The following is a 23070-nucleotide window of genomic DNA, read 5'->3' as shown; positions in this document are numbered from 1 at the left end:
TTATTGACCCAACTTCAGGCGAGCAGTCTCGCCACTGGTGAACGGAGCGACATCGACTACCTGACCGTTGTAGCTCACCTGCGCGCCACGGGCGAAGCCCAGACGCACGGAGAACGGCGGTTTGCCGCTGACGGATACGTTTTCGCCTTTGCGCTTGAGACCGCTCAACAGCACTTTGCCGCTGCCGTCGGTCACTTGCGTCCAGCAATCAGCCGTGAACTGCAGTTGCACCTGGCCTTGGCCGGCCACCGGTGCCGCTGCTGCTGGGGCGGGAATGGTCGGAACCGGAGCGGTCACCGTCGCTGGCGGCGCTACTGGCGCCGGTGTGGCTGGCGTGGCAACAACGGGCGCCGCGCTGTGCGTCGGGGCAGCAGGCGCTGGGGCAGTGCTGTGCGTCGGGGCAGCGGGTGCAGTCGGAGCAGCAGCAGGCGCGGTGGCTTCAGCTTCGGCCGGTGCTTCAGTGGCGTTCTCGGCTTGCGGCAATGCCAGTGACGTCGAGCCTTCAGCCTGACCTTCCGCGACAGCCTGGTCTTCCGGCTCGTCCAGCGGATGGATCTGGGTGGTGCCGTCGGCGCCTTCGACTTCTACGTGTTCCGGGCTCAGGCTGATCGGGTCTTTGCTGCGTGATGAGGTTTGATCCTGCCACCAGACAAAACCACCGCCAATCACCGCGATCAGCAACAGCAGGCTGACAATTCGCAAAATGGTGTGGGAAACCCGAACCGGCTCTTCGATGCGACCCAGGCTATGAACGTTGCTGCCCTGGGAATCGGTGCCGGTGGATTGGTCGAACTGCTGGACCAGAACGGTCTGGTCCATGCCAAGCAATTTGGCGTACGCGCGAATATAACCGCGGGCGAAGGTATGCCCAGGCAGCTTGTCGAAAGCGCCGGCTTCCAGATTGCTCAGGGAATTGACGGTGAGGTTGAGCTTGAGGGCCACTTCGGCCAGCGACCAGCCATTGCTTTCGCGGGCCTGGCGCAATGTCTCACCGGGGTTTACGCGATTCGCTGCTACAACTTCGGGATGCGCCGCTTTCATCATTGCTCCGACAGGTATTGCTGATATTCCGGCGTACCGGGATAGAGTCGTTTTAGTTGCAGGCCAAAACTGGCGGCCTTGTCGCGATCTTCAAACACTTTTGCCAGCCGAACGCCGAGCAATAGACTACGTGCATTTTGTTCGGTGAGCAGGCTAAAACGGTCGTAATAGTCACGCGCGGGCACATAATGCCTGTCTTCGAAGGACAACTCAGCCATTTCGAGCAATGCACGGGGCTGTTGGCGATTCAGACGCAGGGCTTTTTCCAGTTGCTGCCGGGCCAGATCACGCTGACCAAGCTTCGAAGCGGTCATGCCAAGGTTTTCGAACACTCGCGAACGCTCAGGATACAGGGTATCGGCGGCGGCCTGTTCGAAGCGCTCGTAAGCCTCTTTGTAACGTTTTTCTTCGTAGAGAAAACTACCGTAGTTGTTGAGGATTCGCGCATCGGCGGGACGAGAGGACAGCGCCTTGCGAAAATGCTGGTCTGCCAGCTCCGGCTCCATCTCGGCCTGGAACACCAAGCCCAACGCCGCGTTGGCGTCCGGATCGGATTCATCCAGGTCCAAAGCTTTCTTCAACGGCACTTTTGCCCGTTCAGTCATGCCTTGCTGCAAGTACCCCAGGCCCAATTGCACGTAAGCGGCACGCGCTTCATCACGGCCCTTGCTGGTCTTCATCGGGTTGAAATCGCCCGACAGGACACAACCAGTACAGAGACTGGCCCACAGCAACAGCAGCGCGAAGCGCAGGGACATAGAGATCCTCTCTTAATTATTGTTCGCAGCGTTCAGTGCGATATCGTTTTCGGCGCTCAACTCGCGCACGGCGATATAACGTTCGCTGCGACGGGTGCGATCCAGCACCTGCCCTACCAATTGGCCACACGCGGCATCGATGTCTTCACCGCGGGTGGTGCGCACGGTGACATTGAAGCCGGCATGGTGAAGCTGATCCTGAAAACGGCGAATCGCGTTATTGCTCGGACGCTCGTAACCGGAATGCGGGAACGGGTTGAACGGGATCAGGTTGATCTTGCACGGGATGTTCTTGAGCAACTCGATCATCTCGACCGCGTGTTCAACCTTGTCGTTGATGTCCTTGAGCAAGGTGTACTCGATGGTCAGCACGCGCTTCTCGCCCAGGGACGACATGTAGCGCTGGCACGACTCGAGCAGCATCTTAAGCGGGTATTTCTTGTTGATCGGCACCAATTGGTTACGCAATGCGTCATTCGGTGCGTGCAGCGACAACGCCAGGGAGACGTCGATGTGCTTGGACAGCTCATCGATCATCGGCACCACGCCCGAAGTGGACAGGGTTACGCGGCGCTTGGAAATCCCGTAGCCCAGGTCATCCATCATCAGATGCATGGCGGCCACGACGTTGTCGAAGTTCAGCAGCGGCTCGCCCATGCCCATCATCACCACGTTGGTGATGGCACGGTCGGCGGTCGCCGGGATGCTGCCGAACGATTTATTGGCAATCCACACCTGGCCGATCACTTCGGCGGCGGTGAGGTTGCTGTTGAAACCTTGCTTGCCGGTGGAGCAGAAACTGCAATCCAGGGCACAGCCTGCCTGGGACGAAACGCACAGCGTGCCGCGTTTGCCCTGGGGAATGTACACGGTCTCGACGCAGCTGCCGGACGCCACACGCACCACCCACTTACGAGTGCCGTCGGTGGAGATGTCCTCGCTGACCACTTCGGGACCACGCACTTCGGCAATGGCCTTGAGCTTGTCGCGCAGGGCCTTGCTGACGTTCGTCATGGCGTCGAAATCATCGACGCCAAGGTGGTGAATCCATTTCATTACCTGACCGGCACGGAAACGCTTCTCCCCGATTGAGTCGAAGAATTTTTCCATTTCCAGCTGAGTCAGACCCAGCAGGTTAGTTTTAACAGTCGATGTAGTCATGGATTCACCTTCACTCTTAAGCCAATGCTTAGCGAGTGGTTACTTCAGTAGCTGCGAAGAAGTACGAGATTTCGCGAGCAGCAGCGGCTTCGGAGTCCGAACCGTGTACAGCGTTGGCGTCGATGGAATCAGCGAAGTCAGCGCGGATGGTGCCGGCAGCAGCTTCTTTAGGGTTGGTAGCGCCCATCAGCTCACGGTTCAGAGCGATAGCGTTTTCGCCTTCCAGAACCTGAACGACAACCGGACCGGAGATCATGAAAGCAACCAGGTCGCCGAAGAAACCACGAGCGCTGTGCTCAGCGTAGAAGCCTTCAGCTTCAGCTTTGGACAGTTGCTTCAGTTTCGAAGCTACAACGCGCAGGCCAGCTTTTTCGAAACGAGTGGTGATCTCGCCGATAACGTTTTTTGCAACAGCGTCAGGCTTGATGATGGAGAAAGTACGTTGAACAGCCATGGTGTAACTCCAGAAACGGTAATTTGTGAAAAATTAAACCCGCGAATTATACGCGGGTTCTTGGGTATTGCCTAACTGCGTACGGTGCAGACTCAGTCTGCTTCTTCGATCCAGGCGGCCTGAATGGCTTCAAGCACCTTCTCGCCACCGCGTGTCGGATCATCACTGAACTCCGGCAATGCCAGCACCCATTTGTGCAGATCGACGAAGTTCACGTAACGCGGGTCCACTTCCGGCTTGGATTCAGCCAGCTGGATCGCGATTTCCAGCACATCAACCCATTTCAGACTCATGTCGGTTCCCTTGAATCAGTGCGGCGCTTCGGCGGCATGGTTGAGCGAGTACTTCGGAATTTCGACGGTCAGGTCTTCAGTCCCGACGATCGCCTGACAGCCTAGACGCGATTGCGCTTCCAGACCCCAGGCCCGATCAAGAAAATCTTCTTCCAGTTCGTCGGCTTCTTCCAGCGAGTCAAAGCCTTCACGAATGATGCAATGACAGGTGGTGCAGGCACAAACGCCGCCACAGGCGCTTTCCATCTCGATATGGTGCTCGTGGGCCAGTTCGAGAATGGAGGTACCAGGCTCGGCCTCCACCACCATGCCGTCCGGGCAAAACTTATCGTGTGGCAGAAAAATGACCTGCGGCATCAGTTATCCTCGATTTCATTCAGGTTGCGCCCCGCCAGAGCGGCTTTCACCGTCGAGTCCAGGCGGCGGGCAGCAAAGGCATCGGTCACTTGCGACAGACGCTTGGTCTGCTGCTCGATGGCGTAACCATCGGTACCTTTCATCAGTTCGCTCAGTTCCTGCATCTGCAGTTCGATGACCATGCGTTCTTCGGCGTCGAGCAAGCGCTCGCCGTCGGCATCGAGGGCGCCCTGCACCGCTTCGAGCAGGCGCTGGGCATCGACCTGCTGCTCACGCAGTACGCGGGCGACTTTGTCGTCGTTGGCATGCTGGAACGAATCCTTGAGCATCTTGGCGATTTCGCCGTCGGTCAGGCCGTACGACGGCTTGACCTGGATGCTGGCCTCGACGCCCGAACCCAGCTCACGAGCCGAAACGCTGAGCAGACCGTCGGCATCGACCTGGAAGGTCACGCGAATCTTCGCCGCACCGGCGACCATCGCCGGGATGCCACGCAATTCGAAGCGCGCCAGGGAGCGGCAGTCGCTGATCAGCTCGCGCTCGCCCTGCAATACGTGGATCGCCATGGCCGACTGGCCATCTTTATAGGTGGTGAAGTCCTGGGCGCGAGCGACGGGAATGGTGGTGTTACGCGGAATCACCTTCTCCATCAGACCGCCCATGGTTTCCAGCCCCAGGGACAACGGAATCACATCCAGCAACAGCAGCTCGCCGCCGTCGCGCTTGTTGCCAGCCAGCGTATCTGCCTGAATCGCGGCACCGATGGCCACCACTTGATCCGGATCGATTTCAGTCAGCGGTTCACGGCCGAAGGCTTCGGCGACTGCTTCGCGAACGCGAGGAACGCGAGTCGAACCGCCAACCATGACCACGGCGTGCACTTCTTCCAGTTCGACACCGGAATCACGCACAGCGCGGCGGCAGGCTTTCAGGCTGCGGGCAACCATCGGCTCGATCAGCGCATTAAAGGCTTCGCGGGTCAGCTCGGCTTTCCAGTCGCCGTAAGCGACTTCAACCGCAGACGCCGTCGTCAGGGCTTCTTTGGCCGCACACGCGGTTTGCAGCAAATTACGTTGCGCCCCCGGATCGAGGTCAGCCGACAAACCGGCGCTCTCGATGATCCAGCCCGCGATCGCGTGGTCAAAGTCATCGCCGCCCAGGGCGCTGTCGCCACCGGTAGCCAGAACTTCGAAGACACCGCCGGTCAGGCGCAGAATCGAAATATCGAAAGTACCGCCGCCCAGGTCATAAATGGCGACCAGGCCTTCGGCATGCTGATCCAGACCGTACGCCACGGCGGCAGCCGTTGGCTCATTGAGCAAACGCAGCACGTTCAGACCGGCCAGCTTAGCCGCATCCTTGGTGGCTTGACGCTGAGCATCGTCGAAATAGGCCGGAACAGTGATCACCGCACCCACCAGCTCACCACCCAATGTCGCTTCGGCGCGCTGACGCAGCACCTTGAGGATATCGGCGGAGACTTCGACCGGGCTTTTCGGGCCCTGGATCGTTTCGATGAACGGCATGTGCGACTCGCCGCCGACAAAGCGGTACGGCAGTTGATCGCCCAATTGCTTGACGTCGGACAGACCACGACCCATCAAGCGCTTGACCGACAGCACGGTGTTCAAGGGATCGGTGGCGGCCGCCAGCTTGGCCGACTCGCCGACTTCGACGCGATCGGCGTGGTAGCGCACGGCGGACGGCAGGATAACCTGCCCGTCAGCGTCGGCCAGAGGCTCGGAAAGACCACTGCGCAACGCAGCGACCAGCGAATTGGTAGTGCCCAAGTCGATCCCCACAGCCAGACGACGCTGGTGCGGTTGAGGACTTTGGCCGGGTTCGGCGATCTGCAGTAGGGCCATCGTAATCAGGACTTATCTGTATATCAGGCGTGCGACCGGAGCGGCACTGGGTTAATCGTCGAGGCGCTCTTCTAACTGGCGCACTTCGTAGGTGAGCTTGTCGAGGAACTGCATGCGCCGCATCAGGCGTTCGGCCTGTTCACGTTGCGCTGCATCATCCCAACAGGCTGCGAAGCTTTCGTTCAGTTCATCCTGAGCTTTCTTCAGGCGACGCTTGAACACTGCAACACCGGCCAGGTCGGCACTGTCTTGCAGGTCTTCGAGCTCTTCACGCAGCTCCATCTGCTGCAGAAGAAACTCCGGATCATGCACCGTGACCTCCAGCGGCAGCTCGCCACCACCCAGCGCGAGCAAATATCGCGCGCGTTTCGGGGGACTTTTGAGCGTCTGGTAGGCCTCGTTGAGGCTCGCGGATTGCTCTAGCGCCAGCCGCTGCTCACGCTCGGAAGCGTCTGCAAAGCGGTCCGGATGAACACCGCGCGCCAACTCACGGTAGCGCGTGGCCAGCTGATCGAGATCCAGACGGAAGCTCGGTTTCAGCTCAAATAAAGCGAAATGACAAGGAGTACCCACGAGCAGCCTCAGATGTTGAAGCTTTCGCCGCAGCCACATTCACCGCGCACGTTGGGATTGTTGAACTTGAAGCCTTCGTTCAACCCTTCCTTGACGAAATCGAGTTCGGTGCCGTCCAGGTAGGCCAGGCTTTTCGGGTCGATGATCACTTTCTCGCCGTGACTTTCGAACACCTGATCCTCTGCAACCACCTCGTCGACAAACTCCAGCACGTAGGCAAGGCCGGAACAGCCTGTGGTGCGGACACCCAGACGAATCCCTTCACCTTTGCCGCGCCCGTTGAGGGAGCGTCGCACGTGTTGAGCAGCCGCTTCTGTCATGCTGATAGCCATCGGTGACTCCTTACTCGTCGCCAAATCTTGAAAGTCAGATCAAGCCTTTCTTCTGCTTGTAGTCGCGAACGGCCGCTTTGATAGCGTCTTCAGCAAGTACGGAGCAGTGAATTTTTACTGGCGGCAGGGCCAGTTCTTCGGCCAGCTGAGTGTTTTTGATGGTCTCTGCTTCATCCAGAGTCTTGCCTTTCATCCACTCGGTCGCCAGGGAACTGGAGGCGATAGCCGAACCGCAACCATAGGTCTTGAACTTGGCATCTTCGATGATGCCTTGCTCGTTGACCTTGATCTGCAGGCGCATCACGTCGCCGCACGCCGGAGCGCCGACCATGCCGGTGCCGACATCAGGGTCTTCCGCGTCCATCTTGCCGACGTTGCGCGGGTTTTCGTAGTGGTCGATGACCTTTTCGCTGTAAGCCATGATTCTTAATCCTCACTCATCAGAGAGTCGCTCTTGAGCCCTGAAACCCGGGTTTACAGGGCCGGTTTGCGGCGACTTGAAATCAGTGTGCCGCCCACTCGATCTTCGAAATGTCGACACCGTCTTTGTACATATCCCACAGCGGCGACAAGGTGCGCAGCTTGGTAACGGCCTCGCAGACTTTCTGCGCGGCGTAGTCGATTTCTTCTTCGGTAGTGAAACGGCCGAAGGTGAAGCGAATCGAGCTGTGTGCCAGTTCGTCGTTGCGGCCCAGGGCGCGCAGTACGTACGAAGGCTCAAGGGATGCCGAGGTGCAGGCCGAACCGGACGAAACCGCCAGGTCCTTGAGCGCCATGATCAGCGACTCGCCTTCGACATAGTTGAAGCTCAGGTTCAGGTTGTGCGGTACGCGGGCCGTCATGCTGCCGTTGATGTACAGCTCTTCCAGGCCTTCGACCTGTTTGAAGAAACGGTCGCTCAAGGCTTTGATGCGCACGTTTTCGGCAGCCATGTCTTCCTTGGCCACACGGAAAGCTTCGCCCATGCCGACGATCTGGTGGGTCGCCAGGGTGCCGGAACGCATGCCACGTTCGTGACCGCCGCCGTGCATGGTCGCTTCGATGCGAACACGCGGCTTGCGGCTGACGTACAGTGCGCCGATGCCTTTAGGGCCATAGGTTTTGTGGGCGGAGAACGACATCATGTCGACTTTCAGCTTCGACAGGTCGATGTCGACCTTGCCGGTGGACTGAGCGGCGTCAACGTGGAACAGGATGCCCTTGGAGCGGGTCAGCTCGCCGATGGCTTCGATGTCGTTGATGGTGCCGATTTCGTTGTTCACGTGCATGACCGATACCAGGATGGTGTCGTCACGCAGGGCAGCTTCGATCATGGCCGGGGTTACCAGGCCATCGGTCTGAGGCTCGAGGTAGGTCACTTCGAAGCCTTCACGCTCCAGTTGGCGCATGGTGTCGAGGACAGCCTTGTGCTCAATCTTGGTGGTGATCAGGTGCTTGCCCTTGGTGGCATAGAAATGCGCCGCACCCTTGATTGCCAGGTTGTCGGACTCGGTGGCACCGGAGGTCCAGACGATTTCACGCGGGTCGGCGTTGACCAGGTCAGCGACCTGACGACGGGCGTTTTCGACGGACTCTTCAGCTTTCCAGCCGAACACGTGGGAACGGGACGCCGGGTTACCGAAGTTTCCGTCGACCAGCAGGCATTCACTCATCTTTTGCGCGACACGCGGATCAACCGGGGTGGTCGCAGAGTAATCAAGGTAAATCGGCAATTTCATGGACTATCTCCTAAATCAGGCTGGCTGGCGTGCCGCTTAGCTCTTCGGCTGTCATTCGACGGCGGACGCTTCAATCTTGTCCAGGCGTGGCGCCTTGCTGTTGCAACGGCGCTGATCCTGACGCTGGGCTACTTCTTGTACCTCACGGCGAGTGACAAGGTCAGCCAAGCTGATACCGCTCAGAAATTCGTGAATCTGCAGGCTCAGATCGCACCACAAGTGGTGGGTCAGACAGGTATCGCCCTGATGGCAATCACCTTGGCCCTGGCATTTGGTTGCATCGACCGATTCGTTTACCGCATCGATCACCTGGGCGACCTGGATGCCCTGCATGTCGCGGGACAGTTGGTAACCACCGCCCGGACCGCGGACGCTGGACACCAGATTGCTGCGGCGCAATTTGGCGAAGAGCTGTTCGAGGTAGGACAGGGAGATGCCTTGGCGCTCGGAGATATCGGCCAGGGACACCGGCCCGTGCTGCGCGTGCAACGCCAGGTCAAGCATGGCGGTCACGGCGTATCGGCCTTTTGTAGTCAGTCGCATGGACAATTACCACGGAGTTCGGAATGGGGCGAGTATGCAATTCCCGAGTATTTAAGTCAACTATAAGACCTAGTACTTTAGTCAGGATTACCCGCAAAAGAGCGCGCGCATCATAGCAAAGGCTGGCGGCGTACAGCCAGCAATTGCGCATTATCGTTCTTCGCGGGCAAGCCTCGCTCCTACAGGGGCGGCGCCGATCCTGTAGGAGCGAGGCTCGCCCGCGAAGAATCCAACACGGTTTAGCTAGCCTGACTCTAATCCTTGTCCTTCACACAGGCGAAGTCTTCTTCGCGCAGTTCAGGCAGATCTTTCGCACAGTAATTACTGCCCAGATCCTTCAACGCTCCGCACATCCCCTCCAGACGCCCATCGACCGCCTGCAGGTGGTCGAGCAACTGATTGATGGCACGAGCCACCGGGTCAGGCATGTCTTCAGTCACGCCGTAGGCATCAAAACCAATCTTCTCGGCCATAGCCTTGCGCCTGGCATCCTGTTCTTCGTCGGATTTGACGATGATCCGCCCCGGAATCCCAACCACGGTCGCCCCCGGAGGCACTTCCTTGGTCACGACAGCATTGGAACCCACCTTGGCACCGGCACCGACGGTGAAGGGCCCGAGCACCTTCGCGCCCGCCCCGACCACGACGCCATCACCCAAAGTCGGATGACGCTTACCCTTGTTCCAGCTGGTGCCGCCCAGAGTCACGCCTTGGTAAATAGTAACGTCGTCGCCGATCTCGGCGGTTTCACCGATGACGATGCCCATGCCATGGTCAATAAAGAAGCGCCGACCGACCTTGGCCCCCGGATGGATCTCGATCCCGGTCAACCAGCGACCGAAGTTCGACACCAGGCGCGCCAGCCACTTCCAGCCCATGCCCCACAACGCCGACGACAGACGGTGGATCCAGATGGCGTGCATGCCCGGGTAGCAAGTCAGGACTTCAAAAGCGTTACGTGCCGCCGGGTCACGATGGAAAACACTCTGGATATCTTCACGCAAACGCTCGAACATCATTAATCCTTCCGCTTTAGAAGCTCACCACGGGCCGCTTTCTGGGTTTCCGTGAGGATGCCACGCAATATATTCATTTCCGCCCGGCTGACCGAGCTTCGTCCGTACAACCGACGCAGGCGCGCCATCAAGTGCCGTGGCTTTTCCGGGTCGAGGAATTCGATGGCCACCAGGGTTTGCTCCAGGTGCTCATAGAATCGCTCCAGCTCATCCATGGTCGCCAGCTCAGCGCTTTTGACGGAGGCCACTTCTTCCTTCTCGACCTTGCTCGGCTGCCCTTGGGCCGCCAGCCAGGACATGCGCACTTCATAACTCAACACCTGCACCGCCGCCCCAAGGTTCAGCGAACTGAACTCAGGGTCTGATGGGATGTGCACGTGATAATGACATCGCTGCAGCTCTTCATTGGTCAGGCCGGAATCTTCACGACCGAACACCAAGGCAATCTCGGCGCCCTGCGCAGCTTCCTCGACCACTTTCGTGCCGCATTCGCGGGGGTCAAGCAGCGGCCAGGGAATGCGCCGGTCACGGGCGCTGGTGCCGAGCACCAGATTGCAGCCGACCAAGGCATCTTCCAAGGTGGCGACGACTTGCGCGTTTTCAAGGATGTCCCCGGCGCCGGACGCACGTGCATCGGCTTCGTGGTGCGGGAACAACCGCGGTTCGACCAGCACCAGCCGCGACAGGCCCATGTTCTTCATGGCACGCGCAGCACCGCCGATATTGCCGGGATGGCTGGTATTGACCAGGACGACACGAATGTTTTGCAGCACGGGAGGCGTTCTCGAACACATTAATGGGGAGCAGAATCTTACAGCTCAACCTACCGTTAAGCTATGAAAGCGAACACCGACCTTCTCCTGTAGAAACTTTCTGATAGAATGCCCGGCTTTCTTTAACAACCTTAGGTGACACATCCATGCAGCCCATGCTGAATATCGCGCTGCGCGCCGCCCGCAGCGCCAGTGAATTGATCTTCCGCTCCATCGAGCGCCTGGATACCATCAAGGTCGACGAAAAAGACGCCAAGGATTACGTATCCGAGGTGGATCGCGCCGCTGAGCAAAAAATCATCGACGCGCTGCGCAAGGCTTACCCGAACCACTCGATCCTCGGTGAAGAAACCGGCATGCACGCTGGTAGCGGCATCGAAGGCGAAGAGTACCTGTGGATCATCGATCCGCTGGACGGCACCACCAACTTCCTGCGCGGCATTCCTCACTTCGCTGTCAGCATCGCCTGCAAATACCGCGGTCGCCTGGAACACGCTGTTGTTCTGGACCCGGTTCGCCAGGAAGAATTCACCGCCAGCCGTGGTCGCGGTGCTCAACTGAACGGTCGTCGCCTGCGCGTCAGCGGCCGCACCAGCCTGGACGGCGCCCTGCTGGGTACCGGCTTCCCGTTCCGTGACGACCAGATGGACAACCTCGACAACTACCTGGGCATGTTCCGCGCCCTGGTTGGCCAGACTGCCGGCATCCGTCGCGCTGGCTCGGCGAGCCTGGACTTGGCTTACGTCGCTGCCGGCCGTTTCGACGCCTTCTGGGAGTCGGGCCTGTCCGAGTGGGACATGGCTGCGGGCGCCCTGCTGATCCAGGAAGCCGGCGGTTTGGTGAGCGACTTCACCGGCGGTCACGACTTCCTTGAAAAAGGCCACGTCGTTGCCGGCAACACCAAGTGCTTCAAGGCAGTACTGACTGCGATCCAGCCGCACTTGCCGGCCTCGCTGAAGCGCTAAGCGCTTAGCCACAAAAAAGCACCCTTCGGGGTGCTTTTTTATGCATGGATTTTGGTTTTGGAAACACCAATAATCCAATGTGGGAGCGGGCTTGCTCGCGAAAGCGGTGTATCAGCCAGCATGAATATAGAATGTTAGACCGCTTTCGCGAGCAAGCCCGCTCCCACATTGGATTAGCGCTGCTCATAAATCTGCGGCACAAAAAAAGCACCCCGCAGGGTGCTTCTTTTTGAATCTGTTTCAGCTGCTTATTGAGCCGGCTCATTCTGCGACAGGATCAGCTTACCTTCCTTGTCGACCGGAATCTGGTTGCCCGGATCGCGATCCATCCGCACTTTGCCTTCCTTGCCATCCAGCGAATAACGCACGTCGTAACCGACAACTTTGTCGCTGATGTCATTTACGGTGTTACAGCGAGTCTGGGTCGTGGTGTAGGTGTCACGCTCCTGCATGCCTTCCTGAACCTTGTTGCCGGCGTAACCACCACCGACCGCGCCTGCAACCGTGGCAATTTTCTTGCCGGTGCCGCCGCCGATCTGATTACCCAGCAGACCACCTGCCAGCGCACCGACCACCGTACCGGCAATCTGGTGTTGATCTTTGACCGGCGCTTGCCGGGTTACTGCAACGTCCTTGCAGACTTCACGTGGCGTCTTGATCTGTGTTTTAACCGGTTCAACGGCCAATACTTGCGCATACTCAGGGCCGCTTTTAACCAGGCTGTAGGTGGCAACAGCGCCCCCGGCAGTCACACCGACAGCACCCAGTACCGCACCAACCAGCAACGACTTGTTCACATGAACCTCCTGACCATCACATGCGGGTCAAAGCCCGCGCTTCTCCCAGCCTTGGAGCACAAAAAAAGGCGCGAGTTCAATACTCGCGCCTTTTCGGCCGACAGCTGGAAAAACGATAGCCGTTATGGGCGGTCGTCGACTTCCTTATCGGTAGCCACTGCAGGAATCAGATCCTCGGTGCTCAGGTTCAGCCAGATCAGCACGACGTTGGCGATGTAGATCGACGAGTAGGTACCCGCCAACACACCGACAAACAGCGCGATAGAGAAGCCGAACAGGTTGTCGCCACCAAAGAACAACAGGGCGGCGATCGCCAGCAACGTGGAGATCGACGTCGCCATCGTCCGCAGCAGGGTCTGCGTGGTCGAGATGTTGATGTTGTCGATCAGGGAAGCCTTGCGCAGTACGCGGAAGTTCTCACGAACCCGGTCGAATACCACGATGGTGTCGTTGAGCGAGTAACCGATAATCGCCAGCACCGCCGCCAACACCGTCAGGTCGAAGGTGATCTGGAAGAACGACAGGATACCGATGGTCACGATCACGTCGTGGATCAGCGAAACAATAGCACCGACCGCGAACTTCCACTGAAAGCGGAAAGCCAGGTAGATCAGGATGCCGCCGAGCGCCATCAGCATGCCGAGGCCGCCCTGGTCGCGCAGCTCTTCACCGACCTGCGGGCCGACGAACTCGACGCGCTTGACCGTCGCCGGGTTATCGCCGCCGACCTTCAGCAGCGCTTCAGCTACCTGATGACCCAGTTGCGGGTCTTCGCCAGGCATACGCACCAGCAAATCGGTGGTCGCACCGAAGCTCTGCACGATGGCCTCGTGATAACCCGATGTCACCAGCTGCTCACGCACCTTGGTGACATCGGCCGGACGCTCGTAGGTCAGCTCGATGAGCGTACCGCCGGTGAAGTCCAGGCCCCAGTTCATGCCCTTGGTGGCAACACTGAACAAGGCCAGTGCGGTCAGGAACAATGTGACGCCGAACGCAAAGTTGCGAACGCCCATGAAGTTGATTGTACGTAACATGGCAGCCCCTTAAATCCACAACTTCTTGAAGTCACGACCGCCGAAGATCAGGTTGACCATCGCGCGGGTCACCATGATGGCCGTGAACATCGAGGTAAAGATCCCGAGGGACATGGTCACTGCGAAACCTTTGACCGGGCCGGTGCCCATCGCAAAGAGAATCCCGCCGACCAACAAGGTTGTCAGGTTGGCGTCGAGAATCGCGGTGAATGCCCGGCCGAAGCCTTCGTTGATTGCCCGCTGTACGGTCATGCCCGCCGCGATCTCTTCACGTATCCGCGAGAAGATCAGAACGTTGGCGTCGACGGCCATACCCATGGTCAAGACGATACCGGCGATACCCGGCAGGGTCAGCGTTGCACCCAGCAGCGACATCAATGCCAGCAGCAACACCATGTTCACCGCCAGCGCGACGGTGGCGATGATGCCGAAGAAGCGGTAGATGGCGATGATGAACAGCGAGACAAACAGCATGCCCCACAGCGATGCATCGATACCTTTGACGATGTTGTCGGCACCCAGGCTTGGGCCAATGGTGCGCTCTTCAGCGAAGTACATCGGTGCCGCCAGACCACCGGCACGCAGCAGCAGCGCCAGTTCGGACGACTCACCCTGGCCATTCAGGCCAGTGATGCGGAACTGAGCACCCAGCGGCGACTGGATGGTCGCCAGGCTGATGATCTTCTTCTCTTCTTTAAACGTCTGAACCGGCACGTCTTTCTCGACGCCGTTAACCACTTGCTTGACGTAAGTGGTGACCGGACGTTGCTCGATGAAGATAACCGCCATGCTGCGACCGACGTTGCTGCGCGTCGCACGACTCATCAGCTCGCCACCGTGGCCATCCAGACGGATGTTCACTTCTGGCGTGCCGTGCTCGCCGAAGCCAGCCTTGGCGTCAGTCACCTGATCGCCAGTGATGATCAAGCCACGCTCGATCTGTGCTGGCGGACGATTGCCTTCACGGAACTCGAAGGTTTCGGAAGTGGCTTTCGAAGCGCCCGGCTCAGCGGCCAGACGGAACTCAAGGTTGGCCGTCTTGCCGAGGATACGCTTGGCTTCGGCGGTGTCTTGTACGCCCGGCAGCTCAACCACGATGCGGTTGGCGCCCTGACGCTGAACGATCGGTTCGGCAACACCCAGCTCGTTGACGCGGTTACGTACCGTGGTCAAGTTCTGCTTGATGGAGTATTCACGGATTTCCGCCAGCTTGGCCGGGGTCATCGCCAGACGCAGTACCGGTTGGCCATTGAGGTCGGCCGGAACAATGTCGAAATCGTTGAAGTTCTTGCGGATCAGCGCACGGGCTTGTTCGCGGGCTGCTTCATCAGTGAAGCCCAGCTGAATGGCACCGTTGAGTTGCGGCAGGCTGCGATAGCGCAGTTTCTCTTTACGCAACAGGCTCTTCACATCGCCTTCGTACACTTTCAAGCGAGCGTCGAGGGCTTTGTCCATGTCCACTTCCAGCAGGAAGTGCACACCACCGGACAAGTCCAGACCCAGCTTCATCGGGTGCGCGGCCAGGCTGCGCAGCCATTGCGGGGTGGTTTGTGCCAGGTTCAGTGCAACGACGTAGTCATCACCCAATGCCTTGCGCACGACGTCCTTGGCAGGCAGCTGGTCTTCAGCCTTGGTCAGACGAATCAGACCGCCCTTGCCGTTCGCTGCCAGAGTGGCAGCCTTGACGTTGATCCCGGATTCCTTGAGCGCTGCGCTCACACGATCCAGATCAGCCTGATTGACCTGCAGCGCAGTGCTTGCACCGCTGACCTGAATGGCCGGGTCATCAGGATATAGATTGGGAGCGGAATAAATCAGACCGACCGCTAGCACCGCCAGGATCAGAATGTATTTCCACAGAGGGTATTTGTTCAGCATCACGCCGCCCGCTTATGACGCGGGGCGCCTTGCGCGCCCCGTCGATTGAGTAGAAGTTGAAACTTAGATCGCTTTCAGCGTGCCTTTTGGCAGCGTGGCGGCGATGGCGCCTTTCTGGAATTTCATTTCGACGGTGTCGGAAACTTCCAGAACAACGAAATCGTCGGCCACTTTAGTGATCTTGCCGGCGATACCACCGGTGGTCACAACTTCGTCGCCTTTTTGCAGGCTGCTCAGCAGGTTTTTCTGCTCTTTGGCGCGCTTGGCCTGTGGACGCCAGATCATCAGGTAGAAGATGACCAGGAAGCCGACCAGGAAAATCCACTCAAAGCCGCCGCCCATTGGGCCTGCCGCAGGTGCAGCAGCGTCAGCCATGGCATTAGAGATAAAAAAGCTCATTTAGCACTCCAGTTGCAAATGTTGAATCTTGGGGTCAGAAAACTCAGTCCAAAGGCGGAACAGGTAACCCGCGTTTGGCGTAGAAGGCATCGACAAAGGCGGCCAATGTACCCTGTTGAATAGACTCGCGCAAACCAGCCATAAGCACCTGGTAATGGCGCAAATTGTGGATGGTATTCAACATGCTACCCAGCATTTCGCCACACTTGTCCAGATGGTGCAGATAAGCACGGGAGAAGTTCTGGCAGGTGTAGCAATCGCAGGTCGGATCCAGCGGCGAATCATCATGGCGATGGAACGCGTTACGGATCTTCAGCACGCCTGTATCAATGAACAGATGCCCATTGCGGGCATTACGGGTTGGCATCACGCAATCGAACATGTCCACACCGCGGCGCACACCCTCAACCAGATCTTCCGGTTTGCCAACGCCCATAAGGTAACGAGGTTTGTCAGCCGGCATCAGACCCGGCAGGTAATCCAGCACCTTGATCATCTCGTGCTTGGGCTCGCCCACTGACAGACCGCCGATGGCCAGGCCATCGAAGCCGATTTTGTCGAGGCCTTCCAGGGAGCGCATGCGCAGGTCCTGGTGCATGCCGCCCTGGACGATGCCGAACAACGCTGCCGTATTATCGCCATGAGCGTTTTTCGAACGCTGGGCCCAGCGCAACGACAGCTCCATCGATACTCGCGCGACGTCTTCGTCGGCCGGGTACGGGGTGCATTCGTCAAAGATCATCACGATGTCGGAGCCCAGGTCACGCTGGACCTGCATCGATTCTTCGGGGCCCATGAACACTTTGGCGCCATCAACCGGAGAGGCGAAGGTCACGCCCTCCTCCTTGATCTTGCGCATGGCGCCCAGGCTGAACACCTGGAAACCGCCGGAGTCAGTCAGAATCGGGCCTTTCCACTGCATGAAATCGTGCAGGTCGCCGTGCTTCTTGATCACTTCGGTGCCAGGACGCAGCCACAAGTGGAAGGTGTTACCCAGAATGATTTCCGCGCCCGTGGCGGTGATATCCCGCGGCAACATGCCCTTGACCGTGCCGTACGTGCCCACCGGCATGAAGGCCGGGGTCTCGACGGTACCGCGCGGGAAGGTCAGACGACCGCGACGAGCCTTGCCGTCAGTGGCCAGCAGTTCAAACGACATACGACTCATACAGTGTCCTCAGGGCCCGATTCTTTAGGGGCAGTCGGCGCAGGATTACGGGTGATAAACATCGCATCACCGTAGCTGAAAAAGCGGTAACCATGCTCCACCGCTGCTTTATAGGCAGCCATGGCTTCGGGATAACCGGCGAACGCCGAAACCAGCATCAACAGCGTGGATTCGGGCAAATGGAAGTTGGTGACCAAGGCATCGACCACATGAAACGGCCGGCCCGGGTAAATAAAGATATCGGTGTCGCCACTGAACGGCTTGAGCACGCCATCGCGCGCGGCGCTTTCCAGGGAACGCACGCTGGTGGTCCCCACCGCCACTACGCGACCACCGCGAGCGCGGCAGGCTTCGACGGCATCGACCACGTCCTGGCTGACTTCCAGCCACTCGCTGTGCATGTGGTGGTCTTCGATCTTCTCGACCCGCACCGGCTGGAACGTGCCCGCACCGACGTGCAGGGTTACGAAAGCGGTCTCGACGCCCTTGGCGGCAATCGCCTCCATCAGCGGCTGATCGAAATGCAGCCCCGCCGTCGGCGCCGCCACTGCGCCCAGGCGCTCGGCGTACACCGTCTGATAACGCTCGCGGTCCGAGCCTTCATCCGGGCGGTCTATATAAGGCGGCAACGGCATGTGCCCGACGCGATCGAGCAGCGGCAACACCTCTTCGGCGAACCCCAACTCAAACAACGCATCGTGCCGCGCCAGCATTTCAGCCTCGCCACCGCCATCGATCAGGATCTTCGAACCGGGCTTGGGCGACTTGCTGGAACGCACATGCGCCAGCACACGATGACTGTCGAGCACCCGCTCCACCAGGATTTCCAGCTTGCCGCCGGAAGCCTTCTGGCCAAACAGCCGCGCCGGAATCACCCGGGTATTGTTGAATACCATCAAATCGCCGGGGCGCAAATGCTCCAGCAAATCAGTGAATTGACGGTGTGCCAGGGCGCCGCTGACCCCATCCAGGGTCAACAGGCGACTGTTGCGACGCTCGGCCAAAGGGTGGCGAGCGATCAGCGAATCAGGGAGTTCGAAAGTAAAGTCAGCAACGCGCATGATGGGGTGTCGTCTAGCAGGGGCCGGAAGTCTAGCCGAAATAGTGAAAATTCTCTATGTACCTGATTGACCGACGGTAATCTCATCTCTATACTTCGCCGCCATTGAGCCCTGATGGCGGAATTGGTAGACGCGGCGGATTCAAAATCCGTTTTCGCAAGAAGTGGGAGTTCGAGTCTCCCTCGGGGCACCAAAATTAAGAAAGGTCTTGCTTTGCAAGGCCTTTTTTTTTCGTCTGTAGAAAAGTGAGCCCACCCCGCCATCCCGTAGGAGCTGCCGAAGGCTGCGATCTTTTGATCTTGCTTTTAAGGCGCCACAACCCGAACCCGCCCAGCTAACGAATCAAGGATTCACACAATGGAATTGCCACTGGAAACCGTTGCCCTTTTCGCCCTCAAGCTGGCTTATGAGACGGAAGGTGAAAGTCCGATTCTGCGGGATGATCCGATCATGAGTGATTATGAGCGGGAGGTGTTTGGGTTGTTGGTGCGGCGGGGGGATGTTGAGGGGATTCAGTTTCGGGTGGCGCACTGCATTGGTTTGGCGCTGGAGGCTATCGGTGGTGTTGATACGCCGCTTGGGCGGGAGCTGTATCGGTTGGCTGCTGATTTTGGTAATGCGCGGACGATGGAGCAGCTTGAAGCGTCGGTCATAGCGCTCAAGGGCTATCTGATAGATATTCAGTGAAAAAGAACGGACCAGCCAATATATAGACAAGAGCGGTTCAAAATACAAACCGCCTCCTATCCACTGGCCTGATGCCATTTTATTTACCATCAGGCATCTTCTCGCCCCACATTCAGATCTATCTTGTTAAAGGAACACCTCTGACGCTCGCAAACTTAGACATTCCAAAATGAACCTTGTGGATCGCCTCACTAATAGTCCACTGAGGCTGCAAACCTAACCTCAAGATCGACCTATGAATACACCCCGCAATACTATCTAACTTTGCGGGACTACCCTCACTCATCTCAAAGCCCAACCACCCCTCATTTATTAGTGGCTTAACATGTACAACCCCGTCGATATAATTAACGTCATGATGAGTTTCGATATGCCCATCTATAAAAGGACTCAGCAAAAAACCAACAGGAGCATCAAATGCCATTCGAGCTATTTGATCAAATGATAAAAAACCTTCACCCCCACCTGTAACCACATACAGTCTTGCAAAATCTATAACATCCGCATTGAACGCAGAAGCACGACTCCCCACAACTAACCGAGTCAAATCATCTGCTGAATTTTTATCAAAATATTCGAGCTGCCTTTCAGCCCATGCCTTCATAGTCTGTTCGGATGCAAGAAACCCGTTGACATCCCGACTTGCAGTTTTAGGGCTGCATTCAATATAACCAATGAAGCTACTTTCTGATCGAGTGGAATTACTGACAACCACACCTCCAATTGTTCTAACACCAAGCATTTTTCTGTCAGAATCAAGTTTATTTGCAAGTGCTGCGTAGCCTAAGACTCTTCCACCCTCCTCAATTACTTGCATTCGAGGCGCCACTTCATTTATCTCATCTTCTAGAGCGTCAACTCCCAGTGGATAACTATCACCACAACCGATTTCTCTCAAAACAGATCGACAATCTAACATCCCACGACTAATATCCTTATGAATCAACTCAAGCTCACCACTTTCCTGCGCATAGAAAACATCAACATCCAAGGCCACGACAAGCGCGGAAACAAATTGCTTTAGCGGCACTCGGCCCTTCACTGAATTTTGACTATTATTAGTTAGAGGAAGACAAGCATCCGATTCAAGAAGTTAAACCCTTGGCAAAATATAGCGCGCAGGAATAACTTCTATTTTCTCTCCAACGCCGAGTACTAACTTCGACAGCACTAGCAGCCATAAAAATAGAGTAAAACCCAATACCAAAACGTCCTATCGATTGGAATTTTGATGAGCGTAGGCCTGGTAGTTCGGATTGCAAAGACTGCGAACTCCAAAAACTAGATCCAAAATCAAGAAATGATCCAGTGAGAACCGACTTTGACATACCTACGCCATCATCTGATATTAAGATTTCCCATGCCCCAGATGCCCCTTTTACTAGCCTTACAAAAATGCGTCCTTGATACCCCTCGTCCAAGTATCTTCTGGCAACAACAGCATCTCGAGCATTCTGAACTAATTCTCGAAGTACAACCTCCAGCTTCCTGTCATCACCATATAATTTCTCCCCACCCAAACTACCAACTAACCTTTCAATATCACTAACATGTATTTGGGTATTGTACGGAGTCCATCCTGACACGCGAATATAATTTCGAAATGCATCTATGCGCCCAGCACCGGCCACTGATCTAACTTGAAATGGCCGTGACACCATAGGGATTCTGCTCTCCAAAAGCTCATTACACGCTTTAATTTCTGAGTCAATCATCAAAACGGTGTCATAAGCGACCCACCAAGCGTCGGCCTCTCCCTCTAAATACGGCATCGTGGATGTGTATACAACCGTCGCCCCAGTTGAGTCTGACAAATCACGCTGAGGTCCAGATATTTTATTTTGAGCCAACCAATGGCTAAGTGATATACCTACACGTCGATTTAATGCCAAAAGAAAATCCGGAGCCCTTGCATTGCTGATATGCGCCGCATCAGCAACTCTTAATAAACAAGCAATTTTTATTGGGTCTACGGTCCAAAAATAAGGAAGAAAATCAGGCGCATTGAACTGAACACTCAATCTTTCAGAAACACTCCCAATATCCCAATGATGACTTGCCGCTATTAACCCTATAAGCTCCCCTAGATGCATTCTTATAGATTCGTCGGCAATCAAGTAAATCTCATCCGTCCGACCGGGCACTTTCCAACTTAATCCTAGCAACTCAGCGGCACGACTTGCATGCATTTGCCTTATCGCCGAAAAATCTGCAGCAGCCTCTGCCTCACTTTTAGGTACTTGCCGACCGACTTCAAAAGCATAGGCATCCTTCCAAACAACCGTAGAGCGCACCCCATCTTGTCCACCATCATATGCCTCCCAGCACATCGCTGCGTCATGCAGAAGTATTGCCCCACCAAGTATGAATGTTTCCAGTGGGTTAAGAGGATAATCATCCCCCGCAATTATTTCCGCAGTGGTCCAAAGTGAGTCTAGATGGCTGGCATCATGGATGGTTAAACCCGGCAAAACCTCCCCTATCTTAGAAACCAGTGATATAACTTTTTCTCGGAACCTCAAAAATTCCGTTTTTAAGCGAGAAGCTTCATCGGAGTACAATGCGTGGTCATCCACTTCAAAAGCTTTCTTCCAAATATTCGTTCTTTTAATCTGCTCCAAAGACATTACCACCCCCACCACAAATCAGCTTATTTATTATTTAATATAGATCAGCACAACATTCTTGAGCACTTTTTCTCTTTACACGCGCATCAACCTTTTACTCATCCACTCGCCATAAAACTCATTTTTGTTTTCGACCTCGGTCCAGCAAGCCATGGCTTGGGCTTGGTTGACAAAGTTTTCGCATTGGGCGAATTAACGAAATTGTAGTGTGGTAGGCACAAGGTGCCGCGTTGACATTCCATGGTCTTCATAACTCTATGCAGTTCGCTTTGGACTTCGCGATCGTTGCTCACGCAACTTTTCTGAATGTCGGTCATGTCGCACAGTAGCCTCTGACAATCGGCGCTTTAGCATTGCGTACTTTTGCATTGATTGCTTGTACGATTTCTGACCAAAAAAAGCAGCGCCTTTCGTTGTGAAACCCGTAGCACCGAGAGCAAGAGTCGGGCGCGGAGCCTCGAAGATAGCGAGCATTTTGTAATCCTTCACACATCGGAGCAGTGGCGTGAAGCTACTATCTTGATATCTTGCCGTCTACTGGCTGCAGGAATAGTAATGGACTGCATGATTACTGAAGAAGTGGCGTATCACTTTTCACTTCTCGGGTGGTTTGCGGATGAGGTTGCAGGAAAGGAATCTGCACGATACCCTCCCACCGTCGCTGCCAATTCAGCGACCGGGTGTGGAAACCCGTGTAATTCAAGGCGCAACAGCGCCCCCATCACGTCTGCCGGCGCTTTTTTTATGCCTGCGGCGTGAGTTATGGCGGCTGTGCGTGGGACGTCTTCGGGCGTGCCGGTTTCCTTGATTCCCGGTTTTCCACCCTGCGCACAGCTGTCACCCATTCGTGTGGAAACGAACGTGGCGGCTCCCCATATCAAGGAGTCTGATAATGCGCAGCATCAATCCGTACAAAAATTGGCTTTTCCCTCAACGCAATTCCCAATCGCGTAACACCCTCCCCTGCCGCATCTCCCTCATCGGAGGTGGCCAATGACCGATCAACCCGAACTCAAAACCATCGGCCTAACACCCGCCATCTACTGCGCGGATCAAGCCCTGTTCCATGTCACTCGCGGCGTCCCCCTCGGCGACGCGTTAGCCATGGCTTCTGACTTCCTATTTCTCGCCAAGAAGCTAACCGAAGATGCTGCCTACGCAAGAGCCACCGACCGCCACGCCTGGGCCGCGCATTATTTGACGGCGATGAGTAAGGCGGTGGTGGATGATGCGGTGAAGGTGCTGAATCGGGATCGGGATAATGAGCTGGCGTCTAAGCGGGCGGGGGCGAAGGCTGACGCTTAGTGTTTGAGGCCTGTGGGGTGTGGGTGGCTTGCGAGGGTGGCAGCTGATTCAGCATTTATGTTGGCTGGGCTGGCGCTATCGCGAGCAGGCTCGCTCCCACAGGGGTTGCGGTGAGCTGATAGGGATTATTTGGCCCGCCGAGGTGGCTGGGTTGTCATTGCGGGGCATCTTCAGCATTGATGGTGGCTGGGCTGGCGCTATCGCGAGCAAGCTCGCTCCCACAGGGATTCGGTGCACCTTTAGCATTGATGTTGGCTGATCT

Annotated in this window: 25 protein-coding genes and 1 tRNA gene; 4 read left to right on the top strand and 22 right to left on the bottom strand. The window is 56.7% G+C overall.

All coding sequences use genetic code 11. The annotated features are described in order from the left end of the window. The 14 genes from ACIPL2_RS12305 to trmJ form a co-directional block, all read right to left on the bottom strand. Positions 1 to 1041, bottom strand: coding sequence for a RodZ domain-containing protein (locus tag ACIPL2_RS12305; protein WP_401356480.1), 1041 nt, complete (start codon positions 1039 to 1041; stop codon positions 1 to 3). Beyond that, the gene (gene pilW / locus ACIPL2_RS12300) at positions 1041 to 1799 is read right to left on the bottom strand and encodes a type IV pilus biogenesis/stability protein PilW (RefSeq protein ID WP_401356478.1); all 759 of its coding nucleotides are present in this window, start codon (positions 1797 to 1799) and stop codon (positions 1041 to 1043) included. Before pilW ends, ACIPL2_RS12305 begins: the two co-directional genes overlap by 1 nt. Positions 1800 to 1811: 12 nt before the next feature. Then, on the bottom strand, positions 1812 to 2960 hold the full coding sequence (gene rlmN, locus ACIPL2_RS12295; RefSeq protein WP_401356475.1) for a 23S rRNA (adenine(2503)-C(2))-methyltransferase RlmN: 1149 nt from the start codon (positions 2958 to 2960) through the stop codon (positions 1812 to 1814). 28 nt (positions 2961 to 2988) lie between these two features. After that, positions 2989 to 3414: a nucleoside-diphosphate kinase gene (ndk, locus tag ACIPL2_RS12290; RefSeq protein WP_007916882.1), complete on the bottom strand. Its 426-nt coding sequence runs from the start codon at positions 3412 to 3414 to the stop codon at positions 2989 to 2991. 92 nt (positions 3415 to 3506) lie between these two features. Then, on the bottom strand, positions 3507 to 3707 hold the full coding sequence (gene iscX, locus ACIPL2_RS12285) for a Fe-S cluster assembly protein IscX (protein WP_017340315.1): 201 nt from the start codon (positions 3705 to 3707) through the stop codon (positions 3507 to 3509). A gap of 15 nt (positions 3708 to 3722) precedes the next feature. Beyond that, positions 3723 to 4064: an ISC system 2Fe-2S type ferredoxin gene (gene fdx, locus ACIPL2_RS12280; RefSeq protein ID WP_059403383.1), complete on the bottom strand. Its 342-nt coding sequence runs from the start codon at positions 4062 to 4064 to the stop codon at positions 3723 to 3725. Then, a complete protein-coding gene (hscA, locus tag ACIPL2_RS12275; RefSeq protein ID WP_401356472.1) occupies positions 4064 to 5929 on the bottom strand; it encodes a Fe-S protein assembly chaperone HscA in 1866 nt (621 codons plus the stop codon). The genes fdx and hscA overlap by 1 nt, the downstream gene beginning before the upstream one ends. Before the next feature lie 51 nt (positions 5930 to 5980). After that, the gene (gene hscB / locus ACIPL2_RS12270; protein WP_059403381.1) at positions 5981 to 6502 is read right to left on the bottom strand and encodes a co-chaperone HscB; all 522 of its coding nucleotides are present in this window, start codon (positions 6500 to 6502) and stop codon (positions 5981 to 5983) included. A gap of 8 nt (positions 6503 to 6510) precedes the next feature. Further along, positions 6511 to 6834 (bottom strand): iron-sulfur cluster assembly protein IscA, encoded by a 324-nt coding sequence (gene iscA, locus ACIPL2_RS12265; RefSeq protein WP_007903589.1) that lies wholly within the window; start codon positions 6832 to 6834, stop codon positions 6511 to 6513. Between the two features lie 34 nt (positions 6835 to 6868). Then, the gene (iscU, locus tag ACIPL2_RS12260) at positions 6869 to 7255 is read right to left on the bottom strand and encodes a Fe-S cluster assembly scaffold IscU (RefSeq protein WP_003443374.1); all 387 of its coding nucleotides are present in this window, start codon (positions 7253 to 7255) and stop codon (positions 6869 to 6871) included. Between the two features lie 82 nt (positions 7256 to 7337). Beyond that, positions 7338 to 8552 carry an IscS subfamily cysteine desulfurase gene (locus ACIPL2_RS12255; RefSeq protein ID WP_401356469.1) on the bottom strand — a complete coding sequence of 405 codons (1215 nt, stop codon included), beginning with the start codon at positions 8550 to 8552 and terminating at the stop codon, positions 7338 to 7340. Between the two features lie 51 nt (positions 8553 to 8603). Beyond that, entirely contained in the window at positions 8604 to 9095 is a 492-nt protein-coding gene (gene iscR / locus ACIPL2_RS12250; RefSeq protein ID WP_007903581.1) for a Fe-S cluster assembly transcriptional regulator IscR, read from the bottom strand. Positions 9096 to 9349: 254 nt separating this feature from the next. After that, the gene (gene cysE, locus ACIPL2_RS12245; protein WP_401356467.1) at positions 9350 to 10111 is read right to left on the bottom strand and encodes a serine O-acetyltransferase; all 762 of its coding nucleotides are present in this window, start codon (positions 10109 to 10111) and stop codon (positions 9350 to 9352) included. 2 nt (positions 10112 to 10113) lie between these two features. Beyond that, the gene (trmJ, locus tag ACIPL2_RS12240; protein WP_059403378.1) at positions 10114 to 10884 is read right to left on the bottom strand and encodes a tRNA (cytosine(32)/uridine(32)-2'-O)-methyltransferase TrmJ; all 771 of its coding nucleotides are present in this window, start codon (positions 10882 to 10884) and stop codon (positions 10114 to 10116) included. Positions 10885 to 11030: 146 nt separating this feature from the next. On the opposite strand from trmJ, the gene suhB reads away from it, so the two are divergent. Further along, complete coding sequence (suhB, locus tag ACIPL2_RS12235) at positions 11031 to 11849, top strand: inositol-phosphate phosphatase (RefSeq protein ID WP_008057724.1); 819 nt, start codon at positions 11031 to 11033, stop codon at positions 11847 to 11849. Positions 11850 to 12097: 248 nt separating this feature from the next. On the opposite strand, the gene ACIPL2_RS12230 is transcribed toward suhB, so the two are convergent. From ACIPL2_RS12230 to queA, 6 genes are all read right to left on the bottom strand, one after another. Continuing rightward, positions 12098 to 12646 carry a glycine zipper 2TM domain-containing protein gene (locus ACIPL2_RS12230; RefSeq protein WP_064392076.1) on the bottom strand — a complete coding sequence of 183 codons (549 nt, stop codon included), beginning with the start codon at positions 12644 to 12646 and terminating at the stop codon, positions 12098 to 12100. 122 nt (positions 12647 to 12768) lie between these two features. Continuing rightward, positions 12769 to 13683: a protein translocase subunit SecF gene (secF, locus tag ACIPL2_RS12225; RefSeq protein ID WP_401356464.1), complete on the bottom strand. Its 915-nt coding sequence runs from the start codon at positions 13681 to 13683 to the stop codon at positions 12769 to 12771. Positions 13684 to 13692: 9 nt separating this feature from the next. Continuing rightward, complete coding sequence (gene secD / locus ACIPL2_RS12220) at positions 13693 to 15561, bottom strand: protein translocase subunit SecD (RefSeq protein WP_401356462.1); 1869 nt, start codon at positions 15559 to 15561, stop codon at positions 13693 to 13695. 63 nt (positions 15562 to 15624) lie between these two features. Next, entirely contained in the window at positions 15625 to 15960 is a 336-nt protein-coding gene (yajC, locus tag ACIPL2_RS12215; RefSeq protein ID WP_007982729.1) for a preprotein translocase subunit YajC, read from the bottom strand. 43 nt (positions 15961 to 16003) lie between these two features. Next, positions 16004 to 17119 (bottom strand): tRNA guanosine(34) transglycosylase Tgt, encoded by a 1116-nt coding sequence (tgt, locus tag ACIPL2_RS12210; protein ID WP_185076698.1) that lies wholly within the window; start codon positions 17117 to 17119, stop codon positions 16004 to 16006. Between the two features lie 5 nt (positions 17120 to 17124). Next, the gene (gene queA, locus ACIPL2_RS12205; RefSeq protein WP_401356459.1) at positions 17125 to 18189 is read right to left on the bottom strand and encodes a tRNA preQ1(34) S-adenosylmethionine ribosyltransferase-isomerase QueA; all 1065 of its coding nucleotides are present in this window, start codon (positions 18187 to 18189) and stop codon (positions 17125 to 17127) included. A gap of 108 nt (positions 18190 to 18297) precedes the next feature. On the opposite strand from queA, the gene ACIPL2_RS12200 reads away from it, so the two are divergent. Together ACIPL2_RS12200 and ACIPL2_RS12195 are read left to right on the top strand one after the other, a co-directional pair. Continuing rightward, positions 18298 to 18382: transfer RNA gene (locus ACIPL2_RS12200), tRNA-Leu, on the top strand. 164 nt (positions 18383 to 18546) lie between these two features. Then, positions 18547 to 18876 (top strand): hypothetical protein, encoded by a 330-nt coding sequence (locus tag ACIPL2_RS12195; protein ID WP_401356456.1) that lies wholly within the window; start codon positions 18547 to 18549, stop codon positions 18874 to 18876. Between the two features lie 118 nt (positions 18877 to 18994). On the opposite strand, the gene ACIPL2_RS12190 is transcribed toward ACIPL2_RS12195, so the two are convergent. Together ACIPL2_RS12190 and ACIPL2_RS12185 are read right to left on the bottom strand one after the other, a co-directional pair. Further along, a complete protein-coding gene (locus tag ACIPL2_RS12190) occupies positions 18995 to 19906 on the bottom strand; it encodes a hypothetical protein (protein ID WP_401356454.1) in 912 nt (303 codons plus the stop codon). A gap of 55 nt (positions 19907 to 19961) precedes the next feature. After that, the gene (locus tag ACIPL2_RS12185) at positions 19962 to 21503 is read right to left on the bottom strand and encodes an ATP-binding protein (protein WP_401356452.1); all 1542 of its coding nucleotides are present in this window, start codon (positions 21501 to 21503) and stop codon (positions 19962 to 19964) included. A 993-nt stretch (positions 21504 to 22496) separates the two neighbouring features. Here ACIPL2_RS12185 and ACIPL2_RS12180 point away from each other — a divergent pair. Next, positions 22497 to 22808, top strand: a complete 312-nt coding sequence (locus ACIPL2_RS12180) for a DUF3077 domain-containing protein (protein ID WP_401356449.1) — start codon at positions 22497 to 22499, stop codon at positions 22806 to 22808. Positions 22809 to 23070 lie beyond the last annotated feature (262 nt).

The organism is Pseudomonas sp. NPDC086251, from assembly GCF_044746405.1.
In the GTDB taxonomy this organism is placed as follows: domain Bacteria; phylum Pseudomonadota; class Gammaproteobacteria; order Pseudomonadales; family Pseudomonadaceae; genus Aquipseudomonas.
The sequence above is the reverse complement of the archived record's forward strand: the minus strand, read 5'-3'. Positions and strand labels throughout refer to the sequence as shown.